Here is a 23,319-nt window from a genome sequence, read left to right as displayed (position 1 = left end):
TTCACCCGCCGCCATTCGCGCGGCGGGCATTAAAACGAATTTTCTGGAGTTAAGTTTCCATGGCCAAGATCGCCCCGCAATTGCCAATCGAAGTCGACAGCGAAACCGGTGTCTGGACCTCCGACGCCCTGCCGATGCTGTACGTGCCGCGCCATTTCTTCGTCAACAACCACATGGGCATCGAAGAAGTGCTGGGCGCCGACGCCTACGCCGAGATCCTCTACAAGGCCGGCTACAAATCCGCCTGGCACTGGTGTGAAAAAGAAGCCGAGTGCCACGGCCTGGAAGGCGTCGCGGTGTTCGAACACTACATGAAGCGCCTGTCGCAACGCGGCTGGGGCCTGTTCAAGATCCAGGACATCGACCTCGACAAAGGCACTGCCAGCGTCAAGCTCGAACACTCGGCATTCGTCTACGTGTACGGCAAGGTCGGGCGCAAGGTGGACTACATGTTCACCGGCTGGTTTGCCGGTGCCATGGACCAGATCCTGCAAGCGCGTGGCAGCAACATCCGCACCGTCGCCGAACAAGTCTACGGAGGCTCCGAAGAGGGCTTTGATTCTGGTTTGTTCACCGTCAAGCCGCTGTAAGCCGAGGACCGTGCCATGGCTTTCGAAGCAATGTTCCAGCCGATCCAGATCGGCAAACTGACCATCCGCAACCGCGTGCTCAGTACCGCGCACGCCGAGGTGTATGCCACCGACGGCGGCATGACGACCGACCGCTACGTGAAGTATTACGAAGAGAAAGCCAAGGGCGGTATCGGCCTGGCGATCTGCGGCGGCTCCTCGGTGGTGGCCATCGACAGCCCCCAGGAATGGTGGAGTTCGGTGAACCTGTCCACCGACCGCATCATCCCGCACTTCCAGAACCTGGCCGACGCCATGCACAAGCATGGCGCCAAGATCATGATCCAGATTACCCACATGGGCCGTCGCTCGCGTTGGGACGGCTTCAACTGGCCGACTCTGATGTCGCCGTCCGGCGTGCGTGAACCGGTGCACCGTGCCACTTGCAAGACCATCGAGCCGGAAGAAATCTGGCGCGTGATCGGCAACTATGCCAGCGCCGCCAAGCGCGCCAAGGCCGGTGGCCTGGACGGTGTGGAACTGTCCGCCGTGCACCAGCACATGATCGACCAGTTCTGGAGCCCACGGGTCAACAAGCGTACCGACGAATGGGGCGGCACCTTCGAAGGCCGCATGAAATTCGGCCTGGAAGTGCTCAAGGCCGTGCGCGCCGAAGTGGGTGACGATTTCTGCGTGGGCATGCGCCTGTGCGGCGACGAGTTCCATCCGGACGGCCTGTCCCACGAGGACATGAAGCAGATCGCCAAGTACTACGACGACACCGGCATGCTCGATTTCATCGGCGTGGTGGGCTCGGGTTGCGACACTCACAACACCCTGGCCAACGTGATCCCGAACATGAGCTACCCGCCGGAGCCGTTCCTGCACCTGGCGGCCGGCATCAAGGAAGTGGTCAAGGTCCCGGTGCTGCACGCGCAGAACATCAAGGACCCGAACCAGGCCACGCGGATTCTGGAAGGCGGCTATGTGGACATGGTCGGCATGACCCGTGCGCACATCGCCGACCCGCACCTGATCGCCAAGATCAAGATGGGTCAGATCGACCAGATCAAGCAGTGCGTCGGCGCCAACTACTGCATCGACCGTCAGTACCAGGGCCTGGATGTGCTGTGTATCCAGAACGCCGCCACCTCCCGTGAATACATGGGCGTGCCGCACATCATCGAGAAATCCACCGGGCCCAAGCGCAAAGTCGTGGTGGTTGGTGCCGGCCCGGCCGGGATGGAAGCGGCGCGCGTAGCGGCCGAACGTGGGCACGATGTGACCCTGCTGGAGAAAAAAGAATTTATCGGCGGGCAAATCACCACCGCCTCCAAGGCCCCGCAACGCGACCAGATCGCCGGCATCACCCGCTGGTTCCAACTGGAGCTGGCACGCTTGAAAGTCGACCTGCGCCTGGGCGTGGCGGCGGATGCCGAAACCATCCTGGACCTGCGTCCGGACGTGGTGGTACTGGCGGTGGGCGGGCATCCGTTTATCGAGCAGAACGAACACTGGGGCGCGGCCGAAGGTTTGGTCGTCAGCAGCTGGGATGTACTCGACGGCAAGGTGGCACCGGGCAAGAACGTGCTGGTGTACGACACCATTTGTGAGTTCACCGGCATGTCGGTGGCTGACTTTTTGGCGGACAAGGGCAGCCAGGTGGAGATCGTCACCGATGACATCAAGCCGGGCGTTGCGATTGGCGGTACGTCGTTCCCGACTTACTACCGCAGCATGTACCCCAAGGAAGTGATCATGACCGGCGACATGATGCTGGAAAAGGTCTACCGCGAGGGCGACAAGCTGGTGGCGGTGCTGGAGAACGAATACACCGGCGCCAAGGAAGAACGGGTGGTCGACCAGGTGGTGGTGGAGAACGGCGTGCGTCCGGACGAAGCGATTTACTACGGGCTCAAGGAAGGGTCGCGCAACAAGGGCCAGATCGACGTCGAAGCCCTGTTCGCGATCAAGCCGCAGCCGTGCCTGAGCGAAGCGGGCGAGGGGTACTTGCTGTTTCGCATCGGTGACTGTGTGGCGCAGCGTAATACCCATGCCGCCATCTATGACGCCCTGCGCCTGTGCAAGGATTTCTAAGCCGACTGGGTTCAAATGTGGGAGGGGGCTTGCCCCCGATGGCGGAGTGTCAGTTGATACAGCTGTAGCTGACCCACCGCTATCGGGGGCAAGCCCCCTCCCACATTAGTTTTGTGTGGTCTGTGGGAGCTTCACCATGTTGAACACCTTGCTGCCTATTCTCCTGTTTGCCGCCCTGGGCCTCGCCGTCCTCGGCGCCCTGCGCCGCGTGAACATGTGGCGCCGTGGCCGAGCCTCCAAGGTCGACCTGCTGGGCGGCCTGCTGGCCATGCCCAAGCGCTACATGGTCGACCTGCACCACGTGGTCGCCCGCGACAAATACATCGCCAATACCCACGTCGCCACGGCGCTGGGTTTTGTGCTGTCGGCTTTGCTGGCGATTCTGGTACACGGCTTTGGCCTGCAGAACCGTATCCTCGGGTATGCCTTGCTGCTGGCCTCGGTGTTGATGTTTGTCGGCGCCATCTTCATGTACCTGCGCCGCCGCAACCCACCCGCGCGCCTGTCCAAGGGCCCATGGATGCGCCTGCCGAAGAGCCTGATGGCGTTCTCGGTGAGCTTCTTCCTGGTGACCTTGCCGGTGGCCGGGATTCTGCCGGCGAACTTTGGCGGCTGGTTGCTGGCGGCGCTGCTGGGCGTCGGTGTGCTGTGGGGCGTGTCCGAGATGTTCTTCGGCATGACCTGGGGCGGGCCGATGAAGCACGCCTTCGCCGGTGCCCTGCACCTGGCCTGGCACCGCCGTGCCGAACGCTTCGGCGGCGGGCGCTCCACCGGTTTGAAACCGCTGGACCTGAGCGACAAAACCGCGCCCCTGGGAGTGGAAAAACCCAAAGACTTCACCTGGAACCAACTGCTCGGCTTCGACGCCTGCGTGCAGTGTGGCAAGTGCGAAGCGGCGTGCCCGGCATTCGCCGCCGGCCAGCCGCTGAACCCGAAAAAACTCATCCAGGACATGGTGGTCGGCCTGGCCGGTGGCACTGATGCCAAGTTCGCCGGCAGCCCGTATCCAGGCAAACCGATCGGCGAACACGGCGGCAACCCGCACCAGCCGATCGTCAACGGCCTGGTGGACGCCGAGACCTTGTGGTCGTGCACCACCTGCCGTGCCTGCGTGGAAGAGTGCCCGATGATGATCGAGCACGTGGACGCCATCGTCGACATGCGCCGCCACCTCACCCTGGAAAAAGGCGCCACGCCGAACAAGGGTGCCGAAGTCCTGGAAAACCTGATCGCCACCGACAACCCCGGCGGGTTCGCGCCGGGCGGGCGCCTGAACTGGGCGGCGGATTTGAACTTGCCATTGCTCAGCGAAAAAGGCAGTGCCGACGTGTTGTTCTGGGTCGGCGACGGTGCCTTCGACATGCGCAACCAGCGCACCCTGCGTGCTTTCGTCAAGGTCCTGAAGGCGGCCAAGGTCGACTTCGCCGTACTCGGCCTGGAAGAACGCGACAGCGGCGACGTGGCGCGACGCCTGGGCGATGAAGCGACGTTCCAACTGCTGGCCTCGCGCAATATCCAGACCCTGGCCAAGTACAGTTTCAAGCGCATCGTCACCTGCGACCCGCACAGCTTCCATGTGCTGAAAAACGAGTACGGCGCCTTCAACGGCAACTACCTCGTGCAGCACCACAGCACCTTCATGGCCGAGCTGATCGGCGACGGCGCGCTGAACCTGGGCCAGCACAAAGGCAACAGCGTGACCTATCACGACCCATGCTACCTGGGCCGCTACAACGGTGAGTACGAGGCCCCGCGCCAAGTGCTGCGTGCGTTGGGCATCGAGGTCAAGGAGATGCAACGTTCGGGCTTCCGTTCGCGCTGCTGCGGCGGTGGCGGCGGGGCGCCGATCACCGACATCCCCGGCAAGCAACGGATCCCGGACATGCGCATGGAAGACATCCGCGAAACCGGCGCCGAACTGGTGGCCGTGGGTTGCCCGCAATGCACCGCGATGCTCGAAGGTGTGGTCGAACCACGCCCGTTGATCAAAGACATTGCCGAGCTGGTGGCCGACGCGTTGCTTGAAGACTCTGCGCCGGCGAAAGCGCCTAAACGTGAACCTGCGGAGGTGCACTGATGAGCGACATTATCCGCCGCGACCCACGGGCCGAATGGATTGCCCGTAACCGTCTGCACCCGCTGCACGCGGCGATGCAGCCTGTGCAACACAGCTGGATGGGGCCTCACGGCGTTATCCGCAAAAACGTGCATGGTGTCGGTTTTATCGGCCCCAACGGCATCAAGCGCATTGACCGCAGCGGCGCCCAGCAGGGCGGCGCGGCCAAACGCACCGCCGCTGTGGAGGTGCAATTGCCGCTGCATCAGGTGCCTGCGCCTGCGTTCTACATCAACGTAGTGCCGGACATGGTCGGCGGCCGCCTGAGCAGCCACGACCGCGACCTGCTGGGCCTGGCGCGGCAACTCGCCGGCAACGACGGCGCGGTGTTGGCGGTGGTGTTTGGCGAGCACAAGGAAAGCGCGTTTGCCACCGCCGGTGTCGACCGCCTGCTGGTGCTGGACGGCCACGAGTTCGACGGTTATTCACCGGAGCAACGCGTGCAGGGTCTGCGCGCTGTGGATAACCAGTTCAACCCGCGCCATTGGTTGTTGCCCGACAGCCGTAGCGGTGGCGGCGAGTTGGGCCGGCGTTTTGCCGCCAGCCTCAAGGAACGCCCGGCCACACGGGTGTGGCAGATCAAGGGCGAGGAGTGCATCGGCCGTGCCGGCGCGGGTCAGGAAGATCTGGCGCGAGCATTGCCGCGCTTGATCCTCGCTGCGGTGGAATGCGCCGATCCGGTCAGCGACACCCGCCACGAGGTATTGCCCGTGGAGTTATCCACAACCCTGGCGCGCAGCCTGCCGCGTATCGAAGACCTTGGTGCGGTGGCGGTGGACCCGGCGGCGATTCCGATGGCCGAAGCGGAATTCATTTTCTCCGGCGGCAACGGCGTGAAGGACTGGGACCTGTTCCACCAGACCGCCGCCGCCCTCGGCGCCACCGAAGGCGCCTCGCGGGTCGCGGTGGACGATGGCTTCATGGCGCGTGATCGCCAGGTCGGCGCCAGCGGCACCTGGGTCACGGCGCGGGTGTATGTGGCCGTGGGGATTTCCGGGGCGATCCAGCACCTGCAAGGCATCGGTGCCTGCGACAAGGTGGTGGCGATCAACCTCGACCCCGGTTGCGACATGATCAAGCGTGCCGACTTGTCGGTGATCGGCGAAAGCGCCGCGATACTGAAAGCCTTGATCGATGCGGTCGAGGCCTACCGCAACGGCGCCAAGCGCGATGCGGCTTAAGGATATGGCCATGACGACGAATGTAATCAGCCTGGTTTCTATCGGTGCCCACCCCACGTCGGGTCGCCCACGGCGTGCGGAGCAAGATGCCCGCGCCGTCGAACTGGGCCTGCAAATGGCTGGGGATAAGTTGCAGGTGCTGCACGCCGGCAACATTGCCGAGCCGACCTTGCGCAGCTACCTGGGCATGGGGCTGCCACAACTGCATGTACTCGAACAACCGGCCGGCGCCGACGCGTTGCCGGTGCTCAGCGACTATTTGCGCGACGCTGGCGCGCAGGTGGTGCTCACCGGCAGCCAGGCGGAAACCGGTGAAGGTTCGGGCATGCTGCCGTTCCTGCTGGCCGAGCAATTGGGTTGGCCGTTGATTGTCGGGCTGGCTCAGGTCGAGTCGATTGAAGGCGGTGTGGCCCATGTGCTGCAGGCCTTGCCGCGCGGTCAGCGGCGTCGGCTGAAAGTGCGTCTGCCGTTTTTGGCGACGGTGGATAACGCCGCGCCCAAGCCTCGGCAAAGCGCGTACGGCCCGGCGCAGCGCGGTGAGCTGGCGGCCCATGAGGTGGAAGTCGAAGAAGACGAGCTGTTCACCGGCGCGGTGCTGCAACCGGCCAAGCCTCGGCCCAAGCGCCTCAAGGTGATCAAGGCCAAGAGCGGCGCCGACCGCATGAAAGCCGCCACGGCCAAGGCCAGTGGTGGCGGGGGGCAGGTGCTCAAGGGGCTTAGCCCTGAAGCCGGTGCGCAAGCCATTCTCAAACTGCTCATAGAAGAAGGCGTCGTGCGCTGACCCACCGCTATCGGGGCATGAGTATCTACACAATTTTTAAACGCTGATAATTCACCCTGTGGTGAGCGGGCTTGTCCCGCGCTGGGCTGCGCAGCGGCCCCAATAAGGCCAACGCCGTATGTCAGGACAAACCGAGGTGCGGGTTTTGGGGCTGCTTCGCAGTCCAGCGCGGGCGGTGCGACGATTACAACAGCCATTGGCTCTAGATTTTTCGCTCAGCGGAAGTTGTGTAGATACCTATGGCTATCGGGGTGCCCCCTCCCACATTTTGATCTCCATCAGAAGTTAAGGTTGTGCAGGTTCCGGCGCAGGCTTGGGCACCAACTCCGGCAACGGTGGCGGCAGTGCTTGCCAGGTCGAGTCCGGCTGCTGCATCGGCGGTGGCAGCGCGGGCGTCGGGTTGCCTCCGATCGGTTTGAGGATCATTTTTTCGGTGGTATCGCGCAGGATCATGCCCTCGGTCGAGCTGCGTGCCTCGGTGCCGCTGTGGAAGGTACTGATCTGCGAAATCGGCAAGTCCAGGTTGCGCTCGATTCTCGGTGTGAGCAGCAGGATGATCTCGGTCTTCTGCTGCGTGCTCTGGTTGGTGCCGAACAGCTTCTTGCCGATCCAGGGGATCTGGCTCAACCACGGCAACCCCGAGCCTTCGTCGACATCCGCTGTACGAATCAGCCCCGATACAATCTGGGTTTCGTTGTTGCGTGCGGTCAGCAGCGTCTTGGTTGAACGTGAGCCCAGCTCGAAGGTGGCCTGCACGTTTTCCGAGGCGGGAATGCGCTTGGTGATGTGGCTCATTTCCACATTCAACTCCAGGTTCACCTCATCGCTCAGGCTGATGTTGGGCTTGACTGTGATCTGCAGCCCCACGTCCTGGTAGGTCACCGACGAGGTGGTGATGTCGTTGGCGGTGGTGGTGGTCACCATCGGGACTTTGTCGCCGATGTTCACTGCCGCCTCTTCGCGATTGCGCACGCGGACCCTGGGGTTGGCCAGGGTCACCGTATTACCGCTGCGCTGCAGCATGTTGATGCGCGCCGAGGTGCTGCCCGCATCCAGCAGGATGTTATCGCCATTGATGCCGCGCAATGCGCTGAGCGGGATGCCCGCCAGCCCGGCGGGCACGTTGGCCAGGTTGCCCACCGACAGGCCAACGCTCTCGGGGTACTGGATACCCAGGTTCAACTCATCGTTCAGGCTGACCTCCAGCACCTGGATATCGATGGTCACTTCCGACTGCGCGATATCGATGGCCTCCACCAGTTTTTCCACCGCGCTCAGGGTGTCCAGCCCGTCGCGCACGATCACCGCGTTCAAGCGCTCGTCCACCAGCACTTCCTTGGGTTTGAGCACTTGCTTGATCTCGGCGCCGACGACCTTGGGGTCACTGTGGCTGAGGTAGAACGTGCGCACCGCCAGTTCGCGGTATTCACGCTCTTTGTCCGGGCGCCGTGGGTAAACCAGGATGGTATTGGCATTGAGGATTTTCTTGTCCAGCCCTTGGGTGGTCAGCATCAGGTTCAGTGCGTCTTCCGCCGTGGTTCGGCTAGCCGTCATGCTCGCCGAGGCGCTGGGGTTGACGTCTTTGTCGATGACAAAATTGACCCCCGACAGCCGCGCAATGGTTTCGAAAATCGTGGTCAGGCTTTGGGCGCTGAACTCCAGGCTCAGGGGTTTGCGCATGGCTTCGGAAAGGTCCGCGCTGAGATAGTCGGCGCTTACCAGCTCGCGGGTCAGGGCGTTGCGAAAGTCCAGCGCCTCTCGGTAGTTGGGTTTTTGCGCGATGATCCGGCGCACCAGGTTGAGCGCCTCGACCGGGTTCGCGCGTTTCATTTCGTAGGCTTGCGCCAGTTGCGGGCGCAGTTGTTTCATCGCCTGGATGCTCTGGATCTCCTGCCGCGCGCCAAGGTTAGCGGGGTCGTACTTGAGGATGGTTTCCAGGGCGCGGGTGGCCGCCGCATCGTCGCCGCGCAGCAGTGCGGTGCTGGCTTCGCGGCTGTATTGGGCGACCAGTAATTCCAGCTTGCCGAATTGGGCGGTGCGCAACTGGATATTCTCGGGGTCTTCCTTGGCTTCGGTTTGCAGCACCTCGACCGAGCGTAGGATATCGCCCTGCTGGCGCAATTGGTCGCTGTGCCGGATCGCCCGTTCGGTCTCGCACCCGCTCAGGCCAAACAACGCCAGGCTCAGGGGTATCCACGCACGGAGGGTCATGATTGTGTTCTTCCCAAGTCAGTGTGTGTCCAGGCGCAAGGTGCTGACATGCTTGAGCGGCATGTAGGTCAGCACCACGCGGGTGTCGGTGAGTTCGTCCAGGCGGTAGTGGGCATCGAGCATCTTGCCGGGCACGATGCGCCCGGGCACCGAGCAGCGGTTGCACAGGGTGTACTGGCCGCCGTTGCCGCGCAGCACGACGATTTTTGCCTGGTTTTCGTAGCGCCATTGGGCACTGACGGTAAACGGCAGCGGCGGTGGTTTGGGCGGCGCGATGTCGATTGGTACGGGCGGTGGCGCAGGCGTCCAGGTTTGCACGGGGAACAGGTCGAGCGGGGCGCTCGGCGCCGCGATGGCGGGGGCGAGCGTTGGCGCGGGGGCCGCGGGTTCGGCGGCGATGGGCGTCGGCGCGGCGCTCTGTGGGCTGTCGACGGTGTCCTGCCAGAATAGCCAGCCGCAGCCGATCAACGTCAGCAGCAACAGCACGCGTAAAGAAAGTGACAGTTTCATTCCACCACCCCCAGCACGCTCAATTTGAGGGTGATGTTCAACATGCCGCTGGTGATTTCCTTACGTTCGAGCGTGAGGTTCTCGATGCGCACCGCCGGTTCTTGCGTGACAGCATTCAGCGCTTCGCGCAACAGGCTGTAGGGCCCGCTGAGGGGGATCTCGACCTCAAGTCGCTGCAACCCGGTGTCGCCAGGCGCAGAGTAGGCCAGGGTGGTCTGTTCGACGATGAAGCCGCGTTGCGTCAGCAGGCCCAGCAGTCGCTCCAGGCGTGGGGCAAAGTCGTCCGCGTTCGGCAGGTGTTCAACCACCGCCGGTTCAGTCACCTGCACCTCCTGGGGTTGTTCGGCGATGCCGGCTTCCAGGATCTGGCGCCGCTCACGGTCCGCGCTGTTCGCCGGATGAATCACGCTCACTTCCACCACCAGGGCGGCGGCCATCACGGCCAACGCCAATACGCCCCAGAAGCCCAGGCGCTGTTGCCATTGCATCCATTGCCAACGCAGGCGCGGCAGGTGGCGAGTGAGTGTGTCCATGGGCGGCTAGCCTGCGCCAACGGTCAGTTTGACCTGTACGGGGTGTTGCGGGTCGCTGCTCTTGAGCGCGCTGCGCTGCAGGTTCACGCGCACGCCGGGCTGGGCCTTGAGGCGGTCGACAAAGCGAAACGCATCGCCCAGCTGTTTGGCTTCCAGGTCCAGGTGAATCTGTTGGGCCTGGGTGTTGACCTCCACGCGTGTCAGCGCGATTTCCCTGGACCAGGCCAGCGCCACGGCATCCATCAGCGCGAAGGGGCTGGCCTTTTGTTGGGCGAAGGCTGCCAGCTGTTGTTTTTGCCGGGGCGACAGGTGGCTGGCGGCCTGGATCAACTGCTCCTGTTGGCGGGTCAGCTGGATGAAGTGCTGCTCCAGCGCGTCGGTCTGCTGTTGCCGTTGCGCCATGCGTTGCCAATGTTGCCAGGTGCTCAACAGCAGCACGGCTGCCACCAGCCATAGCGCGGCGATCACAGGGCGGTGGGTTGCGCCGGCACGCTGGAAGTCCACACCCGGCGCACGGGGCGCGCGCAGGGCGTTCATGTTGACGCTGCCTCCAGCCAAGGGTGCACAGGCCCCAGGCGGTTTTGCGACGCGGTATTGGTGACGACTTGCGTGGCAAGTGCGTGGCGCTCGCAGAGCAGGTCGACGGTGAACAGGTTATCGCTCAAGGCGCTGCCGGGTTGGGTGGGGATGACACACACCTGATCGATGAGCCCCTGCTGTCGGTAGAGGCAACTGAGGCTGTCTGCGTCAGGCACCGCCAGCACACAGTCAGTGTGCAACTGCCGCCAGTACCGGCGGGCGACCGCCGTCAACAACGGTGTGCAGCTCACCAGGGGCAGGCGGTTGAGCTTGAACAGGTCGCGCAGTTCTTGCAGCAGCAGCCGGGACGTCGCGCAGGCCAGGCGTGGTTGCCCGAAGTCGCTGTCGGCGATCTGTATCTGCCAGTGTTCAGGGTCGATGCCCATCTGCTGGTTGAACAGCGCCTGGGCAAAGCCTTGCCAGTCTTGCCGGGCGTAGAGGCCGGTTTGCCAGGGCAACATCAAGTAGTGCACATGGGGGAAGCCCAACAGCAGCGTGGCCCGGTCCAGAAACGCGACGCGCCCTCGCGGTGCCTGGCCCAACAGCTCGGCGCAGGCCGCCAACGGATCGCCCGCGTGGCGTGCATGCCACACCGTCGCACCGTGCCAACGCGGACGCGCGCCCCACTCGGCGCTGGCGCCGTGCAGCCCCACCACGTGTTCAATAAAGGGAAATGACACGGTGGATCTCCTTGAGCGTGGTGTCGCCGGCGGCGGCATGGGCCAGGGCGATATCGCGGATAAATACGTGGCCGGCTTCACGCGCCAGTTCACGCAGCGTGAAGGCGGAACTGCGCTTGAGCAGGCCCTCCTTGATGCCGTCCGTCATGCTCAGCACTTCGGCCAGGGCCAGCCGGCCGCGATAGCCGGTGTGGCGGCAGGCCTCGCAGCCCTTGCCCACGCGATAGTGGCCCTGCTTGAGCTGAGCCTCCGGGAGCTGGGCGAGGCGCACGATATCCGCATCCGGTTGTGCCTCAATCCCACAATCCGCGCAGATACGCCGTACCAGGCGCTGCGCGACCACGCCGTTGAGCGCTTCGACAAAACTGGCCGGGTCCACGTCCATATAGGTAAAGCGCTCCAGCACACTGAAGGCGCTGTTGGCGTGCACCGACGACATCACCAGATGCCCGGTCAGCGCGGCTTGCACCGCAATGCCTGCGGTTTCGCCGTCGCGGATTTCGCCCACCAGAATGGTGTCCGGGTCATGCCGCAGGATCGAGCGCAGGCCACGGGCGAAGGTCAGGCCCTTCTTGTCGTTGACCGGAATCTGCAGGACGCCGGGCAGTTCGTATTCCACCGGATCCTCGATGGTGATGATCTTTTTTTCGCCGGTATTGGTTTCCGACAAGGCCGCATACAGGGTGGTGGATTTGCCGCTGCCGGTGGGACCGGTCACCAGCAACATGCCGTAGGGCTCGCTGGCCAGCATGCGGATGCGCGCAATGGTGTCGGCGGCCAGACCGAGGTTCTCCAGGCTCAGGGATTCGCCGCGCTGGGATTTGTCGAGGATACGCAACACCGCATCTTCGCCGTGGATGCTGGGCATGATCGACACCCGAAAATCCACTTCGCGACGCTGGATAGCCATTTTGAAGCGCCCGTCCTGGGGCACGCGTCGTTCGCCGATGTCCAGCTCCGACAGCACCTTGATCCGCGACAACGCCTGCTCGGCCATGTCCAGCCCGGCTGCCTTGCCCATCGGTTGCAGTACGCCGTCGATGCGGTATTTGATCACCAGGCCCTGGGGCGTGGTTTCCACATGAATGTCGCTGGCGCGGCTTTGCAAGGCGTCGAACAACATGGAATTGACCAGGCGCACCACCGGGTTGTCATCGCGGGCAATACTGCTCAGGGAAATCTCCTGGGCGGCCTCGCTGACCCTGGCGTTATGGTCGTCCTCGCCGAACGGCCGCATCACCCGTTGGCTGGCTTCGGCCTTGGCCAGTTGGGCCTTGACCGCGCCGGGCAGACTCATCGCCAGGGGCAATTGCCGTAACGTCAGGGACGATTGCAGCCATTGCCTGCTGGCCAGGGTGAAAGGGTCGCCGAGCACCAGGCAAGGCCGGCCCAGGTAATCCATCGGCAGCACGTTGTGGAGCAGCGCCTGGGGCAATGGCAGCAGGTCGAAGCGCCACGCTTCGCCGAGGGTGTGGGGGGCGATGTCGAGCAGGCCCAGGGGCAGGGCGACGGCACGCAATTGATCGGGCGCCTCGGTCAGCAGCTGCGTCAGGTAAGCAGACAGCGTAATGCCCCGTTGCGCCGCCAGGGCCTGCCATTTGTGCGTGGTGTCGCTCATGTGCGTTACCCCTGGATAGACCCCGCCAGCTCGAAAATAGGCATGTACAACATGAACACGATCAAGCCGATCAACCCGCCTACCACCAGCATCAGCAGCGGCTCGAAGACCTTGCTGAACAACTCGATGGCGCGCTCCAGTGCCTCGTCGTGAAACTGCGCGATGCGCTCGCACATCGCCGCCAGCTCGCCGCTTTGCTCACCGACGCGCAACAGGCGCTCGGCGACGGCGGTGGTCAGCTGATGGCGTGCCAGCGACATGGATAACGGTTGCCCGGCCTGGATATCGGTCATGGCATGGCGCAGGTCGGCCTGGCGCTCTGGGGGCAACAGCGCGCCGGACAATTGCAGCGCCATGACGACTGGCATCCCGCCCATCAGCAACATGCCGGCGGTGCGGTAAAACCGCGCCAGGATAAACAGCGTGCGTTGAGCACCCAGGCTGGGGATTTTCCAGAACAGGCCCGCCGCGCGGCGCTTGAACGCGGTGCTGCGAAACAACAGCACCAACGCGCCAATCGCCAGCAGCAGGCCGAGCAGCAGTTCCATGCCGCGTGCCTGCACCAGCGCGCCCCACCACACCATGAACCGCGCGGTGGCCGGCAGGTCGGTGACCGCATCGAACACCGAGGCAAACCGCGGAATCACAAAGAACAGCAAAAACAGCAGGATCAACGCGCCCACGCTCAGCACCACCAGCGGGTACATCAGTGCGCCGCTGACGCGCTTTTTGACGGTTTGCAGGTGCGCTTCGAAATGGTGGTAGCGGCGCAGCGCCACGGCCAACTGCCCGCTGTGTTCGGAAGACGCCACCGTGGCGACCAGCAGCGCAGGGAAGACCTGTGGCTTGAGCTGCATCGCTCTGGACAGCGAGTTGCCCTCGTACATCGACGCCAGCAGATCGCTCATGACCTGCCGGTTGACGCCCGGTGGTGCTTTGTCGCGCAGGGTCTCCACCGCCTCCACCAATACCAGCCCGGCATCGAGCAGCACCACCAGTTCCTGGATGAACAGGCCCAGGGCGAACGGGCTGCGTCGGCGAGGTAAGCGCAGCGCGCGCCGGGCCTTGAGGGCGACCACCCGAGCGCCGTCGGCCTGCAGCTGCTGGCGTGCCTGGGCCAGGTCGAGGGCTTGCAGGCGCACGGTCTGTAGGTGGCCGTCGCGAATGACGCGGGCATCCACCTCGATCATGGCGTTTGTCCTGCGCGTTGCTGCAGCAATTGGCCGTAGTAGCGCCATACCACCAGGGCATAGCGCGAACGTTGCGCGTGCCGATCCGGCCTGGTTCCGGCGTTATAGGCGCCCACGGCCTGCCAGCCGTAACCCTGCTCGCGGATAAAACCTGCGAGGATCCATGCGCCTGCCAGCACGCTGGTGCACGGCTGGGTGAGCAGGTGCTGTTCACTGATGCCGAACCGTGCCAACGCGGGCAGGTGACGGCTATTGATCTGCATCAGGCCGATGTCCTGGCTGCCGTCGCGGTTGATATTGCGGGCGCTGGGGTTGAGGCCCGATTCGACCTTGGCGATCGCATACAACAAGAGCGGGTCGATATGGTAACGGCTGGCCGCCAGCTGCCAGCAATCGGCCTGGGCTGGGCCGCAAAGGCTCAGCAACGTCAGGACGATTCGCAGCGGGCGCATGACCGGTCAAAGTCCGTACACGATGTCGGAGTAGGTGTTCTCCCCGCCGGCCTTGCCGTCGCGGCCCAGGGAGATGATGTCGGCATCATTGGGTGGTGCGCCGTGGTACTTGTAGAGATACGGGTTGCCCCACGGATCCAGCGGCAGCGCCTTCACATACGGACCTTGCCAGTGGGGCGCATTGGCAGGCCGCGTGACGAGGGCATTGAGGCCCAGGGTTTCGTCGGGGTAGTTGCCGTTGTCCAGGCGGTACTGGTTCATGGCATCGCCGAGTGACTTCATCTGGCCCTGGGCGGTTTGTACCTTGGCCAGTTCCAGGCGGTCGAACATCTTCGGGCCGACATAGCCGGCGAGCAGCGCGATGATCAGCAGGACGACCAACAGCTCCAGCAATGTGAAGCCGCGTTGGAGGCGGTGGATAAGTGTGTGCGTGCGCATGGAGATACCCTGTTGGGAGTGCCAAGGTACGGCGGTTGTGTATCACTCTCCCGGCCCGCTGGTGAGCGGGCACCGCCGGTAGAACGTCGTTAGAACAGTTGCATGTTCAACTGTAGCGTTTGTCGATATAAGGCGCCGTCAGGCGCCCTATAACGTTTGGCGCTAGGGCTTATCCACAAACTGAATAAGCCTGAGCGCCGACGGTTTATTTAACCTCTTCCCAAGCCTGCTTCCACGCCCAGCCCGTACCGGGGGCGTACGCCGACGCCGCACCTGCGCACCAGTCGGTATAAGGATGAGGTTTGCACTGGTAGTGCTTGCGTTGGTTGGACACGATGTCGCCAGCTTTGTATGCGGTACCTTCCTTGTAGTCCGGGTACTCCTCGCCACCAACTGCCGGTGTGACGGTGAAGTCAAATTCCGCCTGGCTGGTTTTGCCGTTCTCTTGGTCGCGAACATTCAAGCGTGCCTTGAACACGGTCGGCTGTACGACGGTATAGGCCGCGCCGCTCACGCTTATCTCGTTCTGCGCGCCAGCCATGCCTGGCACCGTCCAGATGAAGAGCAAGGCGCCGTTGCTCCCGGAGGATGCCGCGCCACTGAACGTAAAGGCCTGCCCCGACTTCAATTCGGTCGGCCCTGTGATCCGTGCCACCGGTGGCGCCGGATTGACCGGGCCTGGGTCATCGCCCGGAATGATCGACATCGCCTTGGACGCTTGCTCATCGGCGAGGTAAACCTGATTTTTCCCAGGTTCCGCCGTGTTATACACAATGCTTGCCCCCTTCATTTCGCCTATCTGCACCACCGTCTTGTAAGGCGCCAACGCCTGCACAAGACTCGGGCCCCATACCTGCGGGTTCGCGTCCTTGACGGGATGTTCGATATCAACGACTTCGCTATGTGCCTTGCCGGAGCCGAATACCCGGAAGTGGATCTTGTCTCCAACCTTTGGATTAAATCCTGGCGGCTGGAAAAGACCCTTGGCGTGCCATTCGGGAGTGGGGGTGGGCCCGTCGTTATGAAGGGTGATATCGCTGCAGTTGTAGAAGCCTTCGCCATCGGGGTCTATGCGCTGGAATCGGCTGAATAATATGGCATCACCGGTACGCCCGGCGGGGATGGCGACATTGAATTTGAAGAACCCCGACACGCCACTGACAGGCGGTGGCTGTGCGCCCCAGTCTGTTCGCGCGACGGTCACGGTCTCCTGGTGAACGAGGTCAAGGTCGCTCCATTTCAACGCGGTTGTCGCGGGGTTGAAGCCCGGTTTGCTGAGGTAGATTTTCACGATGCTGCTGACGTGAGGGGCGGTGCCGGAGATGCGCACCTCCACGAAACCGTTCTTGGGCGTCATGGCGGTTTTGTACCAATTGGCGGAAGGCCGGTCGAGGCCGGCTTTCTGCGGGTCGGCCGCTGAGCACAGTTTGCCGTCCGGAATTAACCGTTCCACGGTTGACTGGTCGTTGTAATCGTCACCGTTGCTGGCTTTGATCAGTTTCGCCACTTCGTTCCACTGCTGCCCCGGGTAGGTGCCGCTCGCACTGTTGAGTTCTTTACAGCCGACATCGGCCGGGTTGCCACTCCAGAAATCCGGCTGGGTATAACAATGCAACTGCCGGGCAACCGGTATGTCTGTCGCCACGTGGGCCGATGCGAGTGCGGGCAACAGCACGGCCCCGGCCACCAACCCTCTAAATAGATAACGCATGCGCCGTTGTAAGTTATTCATGCTCTAGTCCACCTTCAATTCAGATAAACAAGTTCCGAACGGCTGGAACGATCAGTGTGTTTGTTCAATCACCTGCATGGGTCGGCTGATCTCCAATGGGAGTGGTACGGGTTGTAGAGCTACTCTGCACAGAGCCATGCAGAAACACCCACCCTTGATAACTGCCTTGCCCTGTAAAACCCTGATTGATCACTGCAAAGTTGCCTTGCTTGAACGGAATGCCCTTGGCTTTGCTGAACACGCCCATGACGGTTTCGCCAGGCCCCGGCACGATGCCCCAGTCGGTGGTGCCGGTCAGCGGGTCGCTGTAGACACGGCGCAAGTAGCGTTTGATGGTCGGTTGGCGGCGGTCGAGCACCAGGTCTTCGAGGGACTTGGGGAACCTGTTGCCGACCGCGTAATACAGGCCGATCGCCCGGCGTATTTCATTGCCGCGTGCCAGCAGTTCCAACTCGCGCTCGCGCTGCAAGACGCTGGACCACAGGGTGCCTGCCTCCATCAGCATCACCGCCACGACGGCCACCGTGACCAGCATGCCCATGAACACCGCGCCCTTCTGCTGTGCATTACCACTGGGCATAGGTGCTCCCATCGTTGGCGTTACCTGGCGCGCCGCTGCGCACGTCGCCCAGGCCCTGTTCGTCGGAAGGCTGCAGTTGCCAGGTGTCACGCTTGCCGGTCAGCGGGTCGAGGGGGATTTCGCGCAGGTAGCGACGGTCCACCAGGGCTTGCAGGGAGTCGGGGTTGGCACCATGGTCTTCACGGTATTGGTCCAGGGCCTGGCGGATGGAGGACAGGTTATGACGCAGCACGGTTTCCTGGGCCTTGGCGTGCTGGCGAAAATACTGCGGCGTGACCAGGGTCATGAGGGTGGCGATGATGGCCATCACCACCAGCAGTTCGATCAGGGTAAAACCCCGCTCACCACTGGCTGTATAACGTTCCATTCAACCCCTCCCGAGTGCTGCGGGATGAAACGTCGAATACATCTTCTCCCTCTTGTGGGGCCTGCGCCGTGCTCTTGTAACTGCGCAGTTGCCAGGTTTGCGCGGGCGCACGGTCGGGGCACTCGCAGACGGGGTCGCGGGGAATGCGGCGCAGGAAAAAGAGTTTTTTACCCTTGAGATCGGTTCGGTCCGTGACCCCATCGACCAACGCCTGCAAGGAGGGCGGGTAACCGCTGTCGCTGAGGCTTTTTTCAATGCGGCCATCGTCGCTGGCTTCTTTGTAGGCATCGATCGCACGGCGAATTTCCCGCAACGAACGTTGCAGGTCGAGTTCCCGTTCACGTTTACCCATCAACGCCGTCAGCGGATAAGCAACTGTCGAAAGCGTGGCCAGCAGGGCCAGCGTCAGCAGTAATTCAATCAGCGTGAAACCTTTGGCGCAGTGATGGCTGGGATTACCCTGCCACATCACCGGTCTGCCTCCATTGCTGCGCCAAGGGCTTCTGCACTCACCCAGGCCATTGGATATAACTGCAAGAAAGAGTGTAGATGAACTTTAAATCTGAGCATTTTTTGTACAGCCAGCTGACAAACGGTCGGTTACCCACAATCGCTGTGTACGGGGCTGTGGATAAGGTGTTTGCGGTTGTCCACAGCCCACGCGGACAAAGGCCTGCAAGCTGATGGGTGAAAAATAACCAGGCTAAGTGACGGTTTTTAGAGAAGTTTTCGTGTGGATAAGGCGAGTGTCGGTGTTCAACTTGCCCCCAAAGTCTGTTGGCGGATCTGTGGATAAGATGTTCGCTCTACCTTGCAGCCCACGAAATACGTAGCTTTTAAGGTATTGGTTAAAATTTAACCAAAACTGTCTTTTGAGCGCGTAAAACCGTTGGAAGCCCGTGTTAATCATGGTTTGAGGCGGTTTTCCACAGCGCTCGTGAAGTTGCCCCCAAAGTCTGTTGGCGGTTCTGTGGATAAGGTGTTTGCGTACCGCTACAGGCCACGTTTTACTTGGCCTGTGTGGAATTGATCATAAAACGACCAATAGCTTGCAGGAATCGTCGACTTGAATAAGTCACGGATTTTCTTCGATTAATTTCAGCAGAACCAGGCAGTTGCCCACAATTGCTGTGGGTGGCTCTGTGGATAAGTTGTTGGGCGAAAGCTGGAGGGCAAAGCCGTAAAGGGCTTCAAGGGAGTTGATCAATTTTTGAGCATTGAGAGATAAAGTGTGGTGAATGGGTAATCCGTAGCGGCTGTCGAGCCTCGCCAAGGCTCGACAGCTGCTACGCAAGGGGGTGTAGACCCCCTATGTATTACTCGTGAGCCGCCACACCCTTGAGATAAGGCGCCGGCGCCGCGCCCAGGTTGCTCAGCATGCGCTCGCTGTACCAATCCACGAAATTCACCACGCCGAACTCGTAAGTCTTGGAGTACGGGCCAGGCTGGTAGGCGGTGGAGTTGATGCCACGCTGGTTCTCTTCGGCCAGGCGACGGTCCTGGTCGTTGGTGGCGTCCCACACCTGGCGCATGCGCTCCACGTCGTAGTCCACGCCCTCAACGGCGTCCTTGTGTACCAGCCACTTGGTGGTGACCATGGTTTCCTGGGCGCTGATCGGCCACACGGTGAACACGATGATGTGGTCGCCCATGCAGTGGTTCCACGAATGCGGCAGGTGCAGGATGCGCATCGAGCCCAGGTCCGGGTTCTTGATGCGGCCCATCAGTTTGGCGCAGCCCTGTTTGCCGTCCAGGGTCATCGACACGGTGCCCTTGAGCAGCGGCATGCGCACGATACGGTTGCGCAGGCCGAAGCTGGCGTGGGCGTAAGGGATCTTTTCGGCATCCCAGGCGGCGGCAGAGGCGGCCACATGGTCCTTGAACGCCTGGTCGGCGCGCGGGTCGGTGACGTCATCCCATTCCAGCAGGGTTTTCAGCAGTTCCGGGTGCGACGCGTTGCAGTGGTAGCACTCGCGGTTGTTTTCCAGCACCAGTTTCCAGTTGGCTTTCTCGAACAAGGTGGTCTGGATCGCCACCTTGGTGTTCTCCATGTCGTAAGGTTCCATGTAATGGTTCAGTGTCGACAGGAAATCATCGATGGCCGGCGGGTTTTCGGCCAGGCTGATGAAGATGTAACCGCCGGCGGTCTTCACGTTCACCGGTTTGAGGCCGTACTGCTTCATGTCGAAGTCGGCGCCCATCTCGGTGCCGGCGAACAACAGGCGGCCGTCGAGCTCGTAGGTCCACTGGTGGTAGTGGCAAACGAGCTTGGCGACCTTGCCCTTGTCGCTGGTGCACAAGCGCGAACCACGGTGGCGGCACACGTTGTGGAACGCATGCACCACGCCGTCGGCGCCACGGATCACGATGATCGGGTTCTTGCCCACTTGCAGGGTCAGGTAGTTGCCCTTGGTGGGGATCTCGCAGGTCATGCCGGCGATCAACCACTCTTTCTGGAAGATCTCCTGCATGTCGATATCAAACAGCCGCTCATCAGAGTAAAACGGCTGTGGCAGCGAAAAAGTGCGCTCGCGCTCTTGCAGCATCTGCGCGGTGGCCTTGCGTGCGGGTTCCAGCGGATCGCCCAAGCTTAAGGTTGCGGTGACGTCCATCATGTGTGTCCTCATGGCCATTCTGTGTGGCCGGCGAATAGTGGCTACGGTTGGTGCTATGCAAGGCGTAAAAAAAGCGTCTTCGTATGGAGTGAGTGTGGGGCCGGCGTTGCGACGAACCTTATCCATGGGCGACATGGCCCAATCTGATCCCGACGCGCAACCCCCTGTCGTTGGGGGCTGGTCGCGGTAAGTATGTGAATGTCGCAGATAGGTAAGTGGGCGGTTCGCGTGTTACGCAGAATCGCCACCATAAGGCCGAGCCTCGGCGGTGGAGAACAGTATGTCCAGTAACTTCCTGAATCCGGTAACGACCCAGACCTGGGCCAATGGTCGGCACATCGTCCGTTGCGTCAAAGTCATCCAGGAAACCTGGGACGTGCGCACCTTCTGCTTTATGGCCGACCAGCCGATCCTGTTTTTCTTCAAGCCGGGGCAATTCGTCACCCTGGAGCTGGAAATCGAAGGCCAGCCGATCATGCGCTCGTACACCATTTCCAGCTCGCCGTCGGTGCCTTACAGCTTCTCGGTGACCATCAAGCGCGTACCGGGCGGCAAGGTCTCCAATTGGCTGCACGACACGCTGCATGAAGGCCAGGAGCTGGCGGTGCACGGCCCGGTCGGGCTGTTCAATGCCATCGACTTCCCAAGCCCGAAGGTGCTGTACCTCAGCGGCGGCGTGGGCATCACCCCGGTGATGTCCATGGCGCGTTGGTTCTACGACACCAACGCCAACGTCGACATGACGTTCGTTCACAGCGCCCGTTCACCCAAAGACATCATCTACCACCGCGAGCTGGAGCATATGGCCTCGCGGATCGACAACTTCAGCCTGCACCTGATCTGCGAAAAACATGGTCTGGGCGAGCCCTGGGCCGGTTATCGCGGTTACCTGAACCACAAGATGCTCGAACTGATGGTGCCCGACTTCCTTGAGCGCGAAGTATTCTGCTGCGGCCCCACGCCGTACATGAGCGCGGTCAAGCGCTTGTTGGAAGCCGCTGGTTTCGACATGGCGCGTTACCACGAGGAGTCGTTTGGCGCGACCCCACCGGAAGCCCGTGCTGACGCGGTGGAGCAAGCCGAACAAGCGGCGGACGCGCCGGAAGTCGACCTGGCGGACCTGCACCAAGTGGAATTCATCGCATCGGGCAAGAGCATCCGCGTGGCGCCAGGCGAAACCGTGCATGCGGCGGCGGCCAAGCTTGGGTTGTTGATCCCGAAAGCCTGCGGCATGGGGATTTGCGGTACCTGCAAGGTGATGAAGCTCGGCGGCGAAGTGGAGATGGAGCACAACGGCGGGATCACCGAGGAAGACGAAGCCGAGGGTTATATCCTGTCGTGCTGCAGCGTGCCGAAGGGGGATGTGCGTATCGAGTTCTGACCACCGCTCGTTCCCACGCTCCGCGTGGGAATGCCTCTTGGGACGCTCCGCGTCCCGCCTCGGTGCAAGCGCTCTTCAGAACCAGGGCTGAATCTCTGGGCTCTGTGATGGCGTAGCGGCTTCTGCCCATGGGTGGGGCCCTGAGTCGGGGGGAGGCTTGGGCGCGGAGCGTCCGGGGAGGCGTTCCCACGCAAAGCGTGGGAACGATCGGCGTCGGAGGTCATGAGTCTCCGACGCGAGTATTAACGGTTACTGGGCGTAGATGTGGACCACAAAGTGCTGGCCTGATGCTGTCAATTCATAGGCTTTGTCGTAGATTCGCAGCGTCCTCGATGGCTCGCGAATGGTATCCCCGACTTTGGCATGCTTGCGGAACTCATCCCAATCAATGACGGTGGTGCTGATAGTGTCGTCGCTTTGCAGGGTGGTGTTGTTGCTTTGATATTCCATGGGTTTGGCTCTCTTCTGGATTTCCGTTTCCAGCCGATTGTTCGGCGCGTGGTTAACCCCAAAAGGAGGCCGCTGCAGCGGCCTTTTCTTCTCGGGTTCCAAGAGGCTAGTCAATGAAAACGCAGCGCGCTGCTGTCAGAAATATCAAATGACAGACTCGGCAATCCGCCAGTATTCGTCAGGTTCAAGCGCCCATCACTTCCCGAATATCAGCCGCCAATTCCCTTACACGTTCTTCCTCGGTATCCCACGCACACATAAAGCGCGCGCCGCCTTTGCCGATGAAGGTGTAGAACCGCCAGCCCTTGGCGGTCAGCGCTGCAATAGCCGGTTCCGAGAGTTGCAGGAACACGCCGTTGGCCTGCACCGGGAACATCAGTTCCACGCCGGGAATATCCGCCACCAGGCTGCTCAGCAACTGTGCGCAGTGGTTGGCGTGGCGGGCGTGTTTGAGCCAGGCGTCGTTTTCCAGCAGGCCCACCCAGGGGGCCGACAAGAAGCGCATTTTCGACGCGAGCTGACCCGCCTGTTTGCAGCGGTAGTCGAAGTCTTCGGCCAGTTTATGGTTGAAGAACAGGATCGCTTCACCCACGGCCATGCCGTTCTTGGTGCCGCCAAAACACAGCACGTCCACGCCCGCTTTCCAGGTCAGGTCGGCCGGTGAGCAGCCGAGGAACGCGCAGGCGTTGGAGAAGCGCGCGCCGTCCATGTGCAGGTTCAGGCCCAATTCCTTGCAGGTGGCGCTGATGGCGCGGATTTCTTCCGGGGTGTAGACGCTGCCGACTTCGGTGGCTTGGGTCAGCGTCACGACGCGCGGCTTGGGGTAGTGGATGTCCTGGCGCTTGAGGGCGATCTCGCGGATCGACTCCGGGGTCAGCTTGCCGTTTTCGGTACGCGCGGTGAGCAGCTTGGAGCCGTTGGAGAAAAATTCCGGCGCGCCGCATTCGTCGGTTTCGACGTGGGCGGTTTCCGAGCAAATCACGCTATGGTAGCTCTGGCACAGCGACGACAGTGCCAGGGAGTTGGCGGCGGTGCCGTTGAAGGCGAAGAACACTTCGCAGTCGGTTTCGAACAGGTTGCGGAAACCGTCAGCGGCGCGGTGGGTCCATTCATCATCGCCATAGGCGCGCTGATGGCCGTGGTTGGCTTGTTCCATGGCGGCCCAGGCTTCCGGGCAGATGCCGGAATAGTTGTCGCTGGCGAATTGTTGGCTCTTGTCGGTCATGGCCCATTCCTGTG

At 62.1% G+C, this 23,319-nt stretch carries 22 protein-coding genes; 6 read left to right on the top strand and 16 right to left on the bottom strand.

The features are described 5' to 3' along the window. Window positions 1-59 precede the first annotated feature (59 nt). From V6M90_RS19420 to etfB, 5 genes are all read left to right on the top strand, one after another. The gene (locus V6M90_RS19420; RefSeq protein ID WP_003176572.1) at window positions 60-590 is read left to right on the top strand and encodes a DUF5943 domain-containing protein; all 531 of its coding nucleotides are present in this window, start codon (window positions 60-62) and stop codon (window positions 588-590) included. Between the two features lie 15 nt (window positions 591-605). Continuing rightward, window positions 606-2,666 (top strand): dimethylglycine demethylation protein DgcA, encoded by a 2,061-nt coding sequence (dgcA, locus tag V6M90_RS19415; protein WP_003176571.1) that lies wholly within the window; start codon window positions 606-608, stop codon window positions 2,664-2,666. A gap of 136 nt (window positions 2,667-2,802) precedes the next feature. After that, window positions 2,803-4,743, top strand: coding sequence for a dimethylglycine demethylation protein DgcB (gene dgcB, locus V6M90_RS19410; RefSeq protein ID WP_141062931.1), 1,941 nt, complete (start codon window positions 2,803-2,805; stop codon window positions 4,741-4,743). Beyond that, entirely contained in the window at window positions 4,743-5,963 is a 1,221-nt protein-coding gene (etfA, locus tag V6M90_RS19405) for an electron transfer flavoprotein subunit alpha (RefSeq protein WP_332846970.1), read from the top strand. Before dgcB ends, etfA begins: the two co-directional genes overlap by 1 nt. Window positions 5,964-5,973: 10 nt before the next feature. Further along, window positions 5,974-6,744 (top strand): electron transfer flavoprotein subunit beta, encoded by a 771-nt coding sequence (gene etfB, locus V6M90_RS19400; protein ID WP_003176568.1) that lies wholly within the window; start codon window positions 5,974-5,976, stop codon window positions 6,742-6,744. A gap of 285 nt (window positions 6,745-7,029) precedes the next feature. Here etfB and V6M90_RS19395 read toward each other — a convergent pair whose 3' ends face one another. From V6M90_RS19395 to gbcA, 14 genes are all read right to left on the bottom strand, one after another. Further along, window positions 7,030-8,955: a secretin N-terminal domain-containing protein gene (locus V6M90_RS19395; protein ID WP_332846969.1), complete on the bottom strand. Its 1,926-nt coding sequence runs from the start codon at window positions 8,953-8,955 to the stop codon at window positions 7,030-7,032. Between the two features lie 18 nt (window positions 8,956-8,973). Then, window positions 8,974-9,465 (bottom strand): hypothetical protein, encoded by a 492-nt coding sequence (locus tag V6M90_RS19390; protein ID WP_332846968.1) that lies wholly within the window; start codon window positions 9,463-9,465, stop codon window positions 8,974-8,976. Then, window positions 9,462-9,998: a hypothetical protein gene (locus tag V6M90_RS19385; protein WP_003176563.1), complete on the bottom strand. Its 537-nt coding sequence runs from the start codon at window positions 9,996-9,998 to the stop codon at window positions 9,462-9,464. The genes V6M90_RS19390 and V6M90_RS19385 overlap by 4 nt, the downstream gene beginning before the upstream one ends. Window positions 9,999-10,004: 6 nt before the next feature. Continuing rightward, complete coding sequence (locus tag V6M90_RS19380; RefSeq protein WP_141062936.1) at window positions 10,005-10,535, bottom strand: hypothetical protein; 531 nt, start codon at window positions 10,533-10,535, stop codon at window positions 10,005-10,007. After that, window positions 10,532-11,257, bottom strand: coding sequence for a hypothetical protein (locus V6M90_RS19375; protein ID WP_141062937.1), 726 nt, complete (start codon window positions 11,255-11,257; stop codon window positions 10,532-10,534). The genes V6M90_RS19380 and V6M90_RS19375 overlap by 4 nt, the downstream gene beginning before the upstream one ends. Further along, window positions 11,238-12,875 carry a GspE/PulE family protein gene (locus V6M90_RS19370; protein ID WP_003176560.1) on the bottom strand — a complete coding sequence of 546 codons (1,638 nt, stop codon included), beginning with the start codon at window positions 12,873-12,875 and terminating at the stop codon, window positions 11,238-11,240. Before V6M90_RS19370 ends, V6M90_RS19375 begins: the two co-directional genes overlap by 20 nt. Before the next feature lie 5 nt (window positions 12,876-12,880). Next, on the bottom strand, window positions 12,881-14,065 hold the full coding sequence (locus V6M90_RS19365; RefSeq protein ID WP_003176559.1) for a type II secretion system F family protein: 1,185 nt from the start codon (window positions 14,063-14,065) through the stop codon (window positions 12,881-12,883). Next, entirely contained in the window at window positions 14,062-14,517 is a 456-nt protein-coding gene (locus tag V6M90_RS19360; protein ID WP_332846967.1) for a transglycosylase SLT domain-containing protein, read from the bottom strand. The genes V6M90_RS19365 and V6M90_RS19360 overlap by 4 nt, the downstream gene beginning before the upstream one ends. A gap of 6 nt (window positions 14,518-14,523) precedes the next feature. Next, window positions 14,524-14,955 (bottom strand): type II secretion system major pseudopilin GspG, encoded by a 432-nt coding sequence (gene gspG / locus V6M90_RS19355; protein ID WP_332846966.1) that lies wholly within the window; start codon window positions 14,953-14,955, stop codon window positions 14,524-14,526. Window positions 14,956-15,160: 205 nt separating this feature from the next. Then, window positions 15,161-16,687, bottom strand: coding sequence for a lytic polysaccharide monooxygenase (locus V6M90_RS19350; RefSeq protein WP_332846965.1), 1,527 nt, complete (start codon window positions 16,685-16,687; stop codon window positions 15,161-15,163). 64 nt (window positions 16,688-16,751) lie between these two features. Further along, window positions 16,752-17,267, bottom strand: coding sequence for a type II secretion system protein (locus V6M90_RS19345; protein WP_232291278.1), 516 nt, complete (start codon window positions 17,265-17,267; stop codon window positions 16,752-16,754). Next, window positions 17,254-17,634, bottom strand: a complete 381-nt coding sequence (locus V6M90_RS19340; RefSeq protein WP_003176554.1) for a type II secretion system protein — start codon at window positions 17,632-17,634, stop codon at window positions 17,254-17,256. Before V6M90_RS19340 ends, V6M90_RS19345 begins: the two co-directional genes overlap by 14 nt. Next, window positions 17,609-18,103 carry a type II secretion system protein gene (locus tag V6M90_RS19335; RefSeq protein ID WP_332846978.1) on the bottom strand — a complete coding sequence of 165 codons (495 nt, stop codon included), beginning with the start codon at window positions 18,101-18,103 and terminating at the stop codon, window positions 17,609-17,611. The genes V6M90_RS19340 and V6M90_RS19335 overlap by 26 nt, the downstream gene beginning before the upstream one ends. An 847-nt stretch (window positions 18,104-18,950) precedes the next feature. Then, complete coding sequence (gbcA, locus tag V6M90_RS19330; RefSeq protein WP_042945964.1) at window positions 18,951-20,246, bottom strand: glycine-betaine demethylase subunit GbcA; 1,296 nt, start codon at window positions 20,244-20,246, stop codon at window positions 18,951-18,953. A gap of 283 nt (window positions 20,247-20,529) precedes the next feature. Between gbcA and gbcB the strand changes: the two genes are divergently transcribed. Continuing rightward, window positions 20,530-21,630 carry a glycine-betaine demethylase subunit GbcB gene (gene gbcB / locus V6M90_RS19325; RefSeq protein ID WP_003176551.1) on the top strand — a complete coding sequence of 367 codons (1,101 nt, stop codon included), beginning with the start codon at window positions 20,530-20,532 and terminating at the stop codon, window positions 21,628-21,630. Window positions 21,631-21,879: 249 nt separating this feature from the next. Here gbcB and V6M90_RS19320 read toward each other — a convergent pair whose 3' ends face one another. Continuing rightward, the gene (locus V6M90_RS19320) at window positions 21,880-22,080 is read right to left on the bottom strand and encodes a hypothetical protein (RefSeq protein ID WP_078826370.1); all 201 of its coding nucleotides are present in this window, start codon (window positions 22,078-22,080) and stop codon (window positions 21,880-21,882) included. A 184-nt stretch (window positions 22,081-22,264) separates the two neighbouring features. Then, window positions 22,265-23,305, bottom strand: coding sequence for a threonine aldolase family protein (locus V6M90_RS19315; protein ID WP_003176549.1), 1,041 nt, complete (start codon window positions 23,303-23,305; stop codon window positions 22,265-22,267). Window positions 23,306-23,319 lie beyond the last annotated feature (14 nt).

This window comes from Pseudomonas lactucae, from assembly GCF_036688725.1.
Classification (GTDB): domain Bacteria; phylum Pseudomonadota; class Gammaproteobacteria; order Pseudomonadales; family Pseudomonadaceae; genus Aquipseudomonas; species Aquipseudomonas lactucae.
The sequence above is the reverse complement of the archived record's forward strand: the minus strand, read 5'-3'. Positions and strand labels throughout refer to the sequence as shown.

Coding starts and splice junctions, on each gene's coding strand:
- etfA (WP_332846970.1), top strand. CDS start 4,743: ATGAGCGACATTATCCGCCGCGACCCACGGGCCGAATGGATTGCCCGT.
- V6M90_RS19370 (WP_003176560.1), bottom strand. CDS start 12,875: ATGAGCGACACCACGCACAAATGGCAGGCCCTGGCGGCGCAACGGGGC.
- gbcA (WP_042945964.1), bottom strand. CDS start 20,246: ATGGACGTCACCGCAACCTTAAGCTTGGGCGATCCGCTGGAACCCGCA.
- V6M90_RS19345 (WP_232291278.1), bottom strand. CDS start 17,267: ATGCCCAGTGGTAATGCACAGCAGAAGGGCGCGGTGTTCATGGGCATG.
- V6M90_RS19360 (WP_332846967.1), bottom strand. CDS start 14,517: ATGCGCCCGCTGCGAATCGTCCTGACGTTGCTGAGCCTTTGCGGCCCA.
- gspG (WP_332846966.1), bottom strand. CDS start 14,955: ATGCGCACGCACACACTTATCCACCGCCTCCAACGCGGCTTCACATTG.
- V6M90_RS19365 (WP_003176559.1), bottom strand. CDS start 14,065: ATGATCGAGGTGGATGCCCGCGTCATTCGCGACGGCCACCTACAGACC.
- V6M90_RS19385 (WP_003176563.1), bottom strand. CDS start 9,998: ATGGACACACTCACTCGCCACCTGCCGCGCCTGCGTTGGCAATGGATG.
- gbcB (WP_003176551.1), top strand. CDS start 20,530: ATGTCCAGTAACTTCCTGAATCCGGTAACGACCCAGACCTGGGCCAAT.
- etfB (WP_003176568.1), top strand. CDS start 5,974: ATGACGACGAATGTAATCAGCCTGGTTTCTATCGGTGCCCACCCCACG.
- V6M90_RS19340 (WP_003176554.1), bottom strand. CDS start 17,634: ATGGAACGTTATACAGCCAGTGGTGAGCGGGGTTTTACCCTGATCGAA.
- V6M90_RS19350 (WP_332846965.1), bottom strand. CDS start 16,687: ATGAATAACTTACAACGGCGCATGCGTTATCTATTTAGAGGGTTGGTG.
- dgcA (WP_003176571.1), top strand. CDS start 606: ATGGCTTTCGAAGCAATGTTCCAGCCGATCCAGATCGGCAAACTGACC.
- V6M90_RS19380 (WP_141062936.1), bottom strand. CDS start 10,535: ATGAACGCCCTGCGCGCGCCCCGTGCGCCGGGTGTGGACTTCCAGCGT.
- V6M90_RS19420 (WP_003176572.1), top strand. CDS start 60: ATGGCCAAGATCGCCCCGCAATTGCCAATCGAAGTCGACAGCGAAACC.
- V6M90_RS19395 (WP_332846969.1), bottom strand. CDS start 8,955: ATGACCCTCCGTGCGTGGATACCCCTGAGCCTGGCGTTGTTTGGCCTG.
- V6M90_RS19390 (WP_332846968.1), bottom strand. CDS start 9,465: ATGAAACTGTCACTTTCTTTACGCGTGCTGTTGCTGCTGACGTTGATC.
- dgcB (WP_141062931.1), top strand. CDS start 2,803: ATGTTGAACACCTTGCTGCCTATTCTCCTGTTTGCCGCCCTGGGCCTC.
- V6M90_RS19320 (WP_078826370.1), bottom strand. CDS start 22,080: ATGGAATATCAAAGCAACAACACCACCCTGCAAAGCGACGACACTATC.
- V6M90_RS19315 (WP_003176549.1), bottom strand. CDS start 23,305: ATGACCGACAAGAGCCAACAATTCGCCAGCGACAACTATTCCGGCATC.
- V6M90_RS19335 (WP_332846978.1), bottom strand. CDS start 18,103: ATGTGGCAGGGTAATCCCAGCCATCACTGCGCCAAAGGTTTCACGCTG.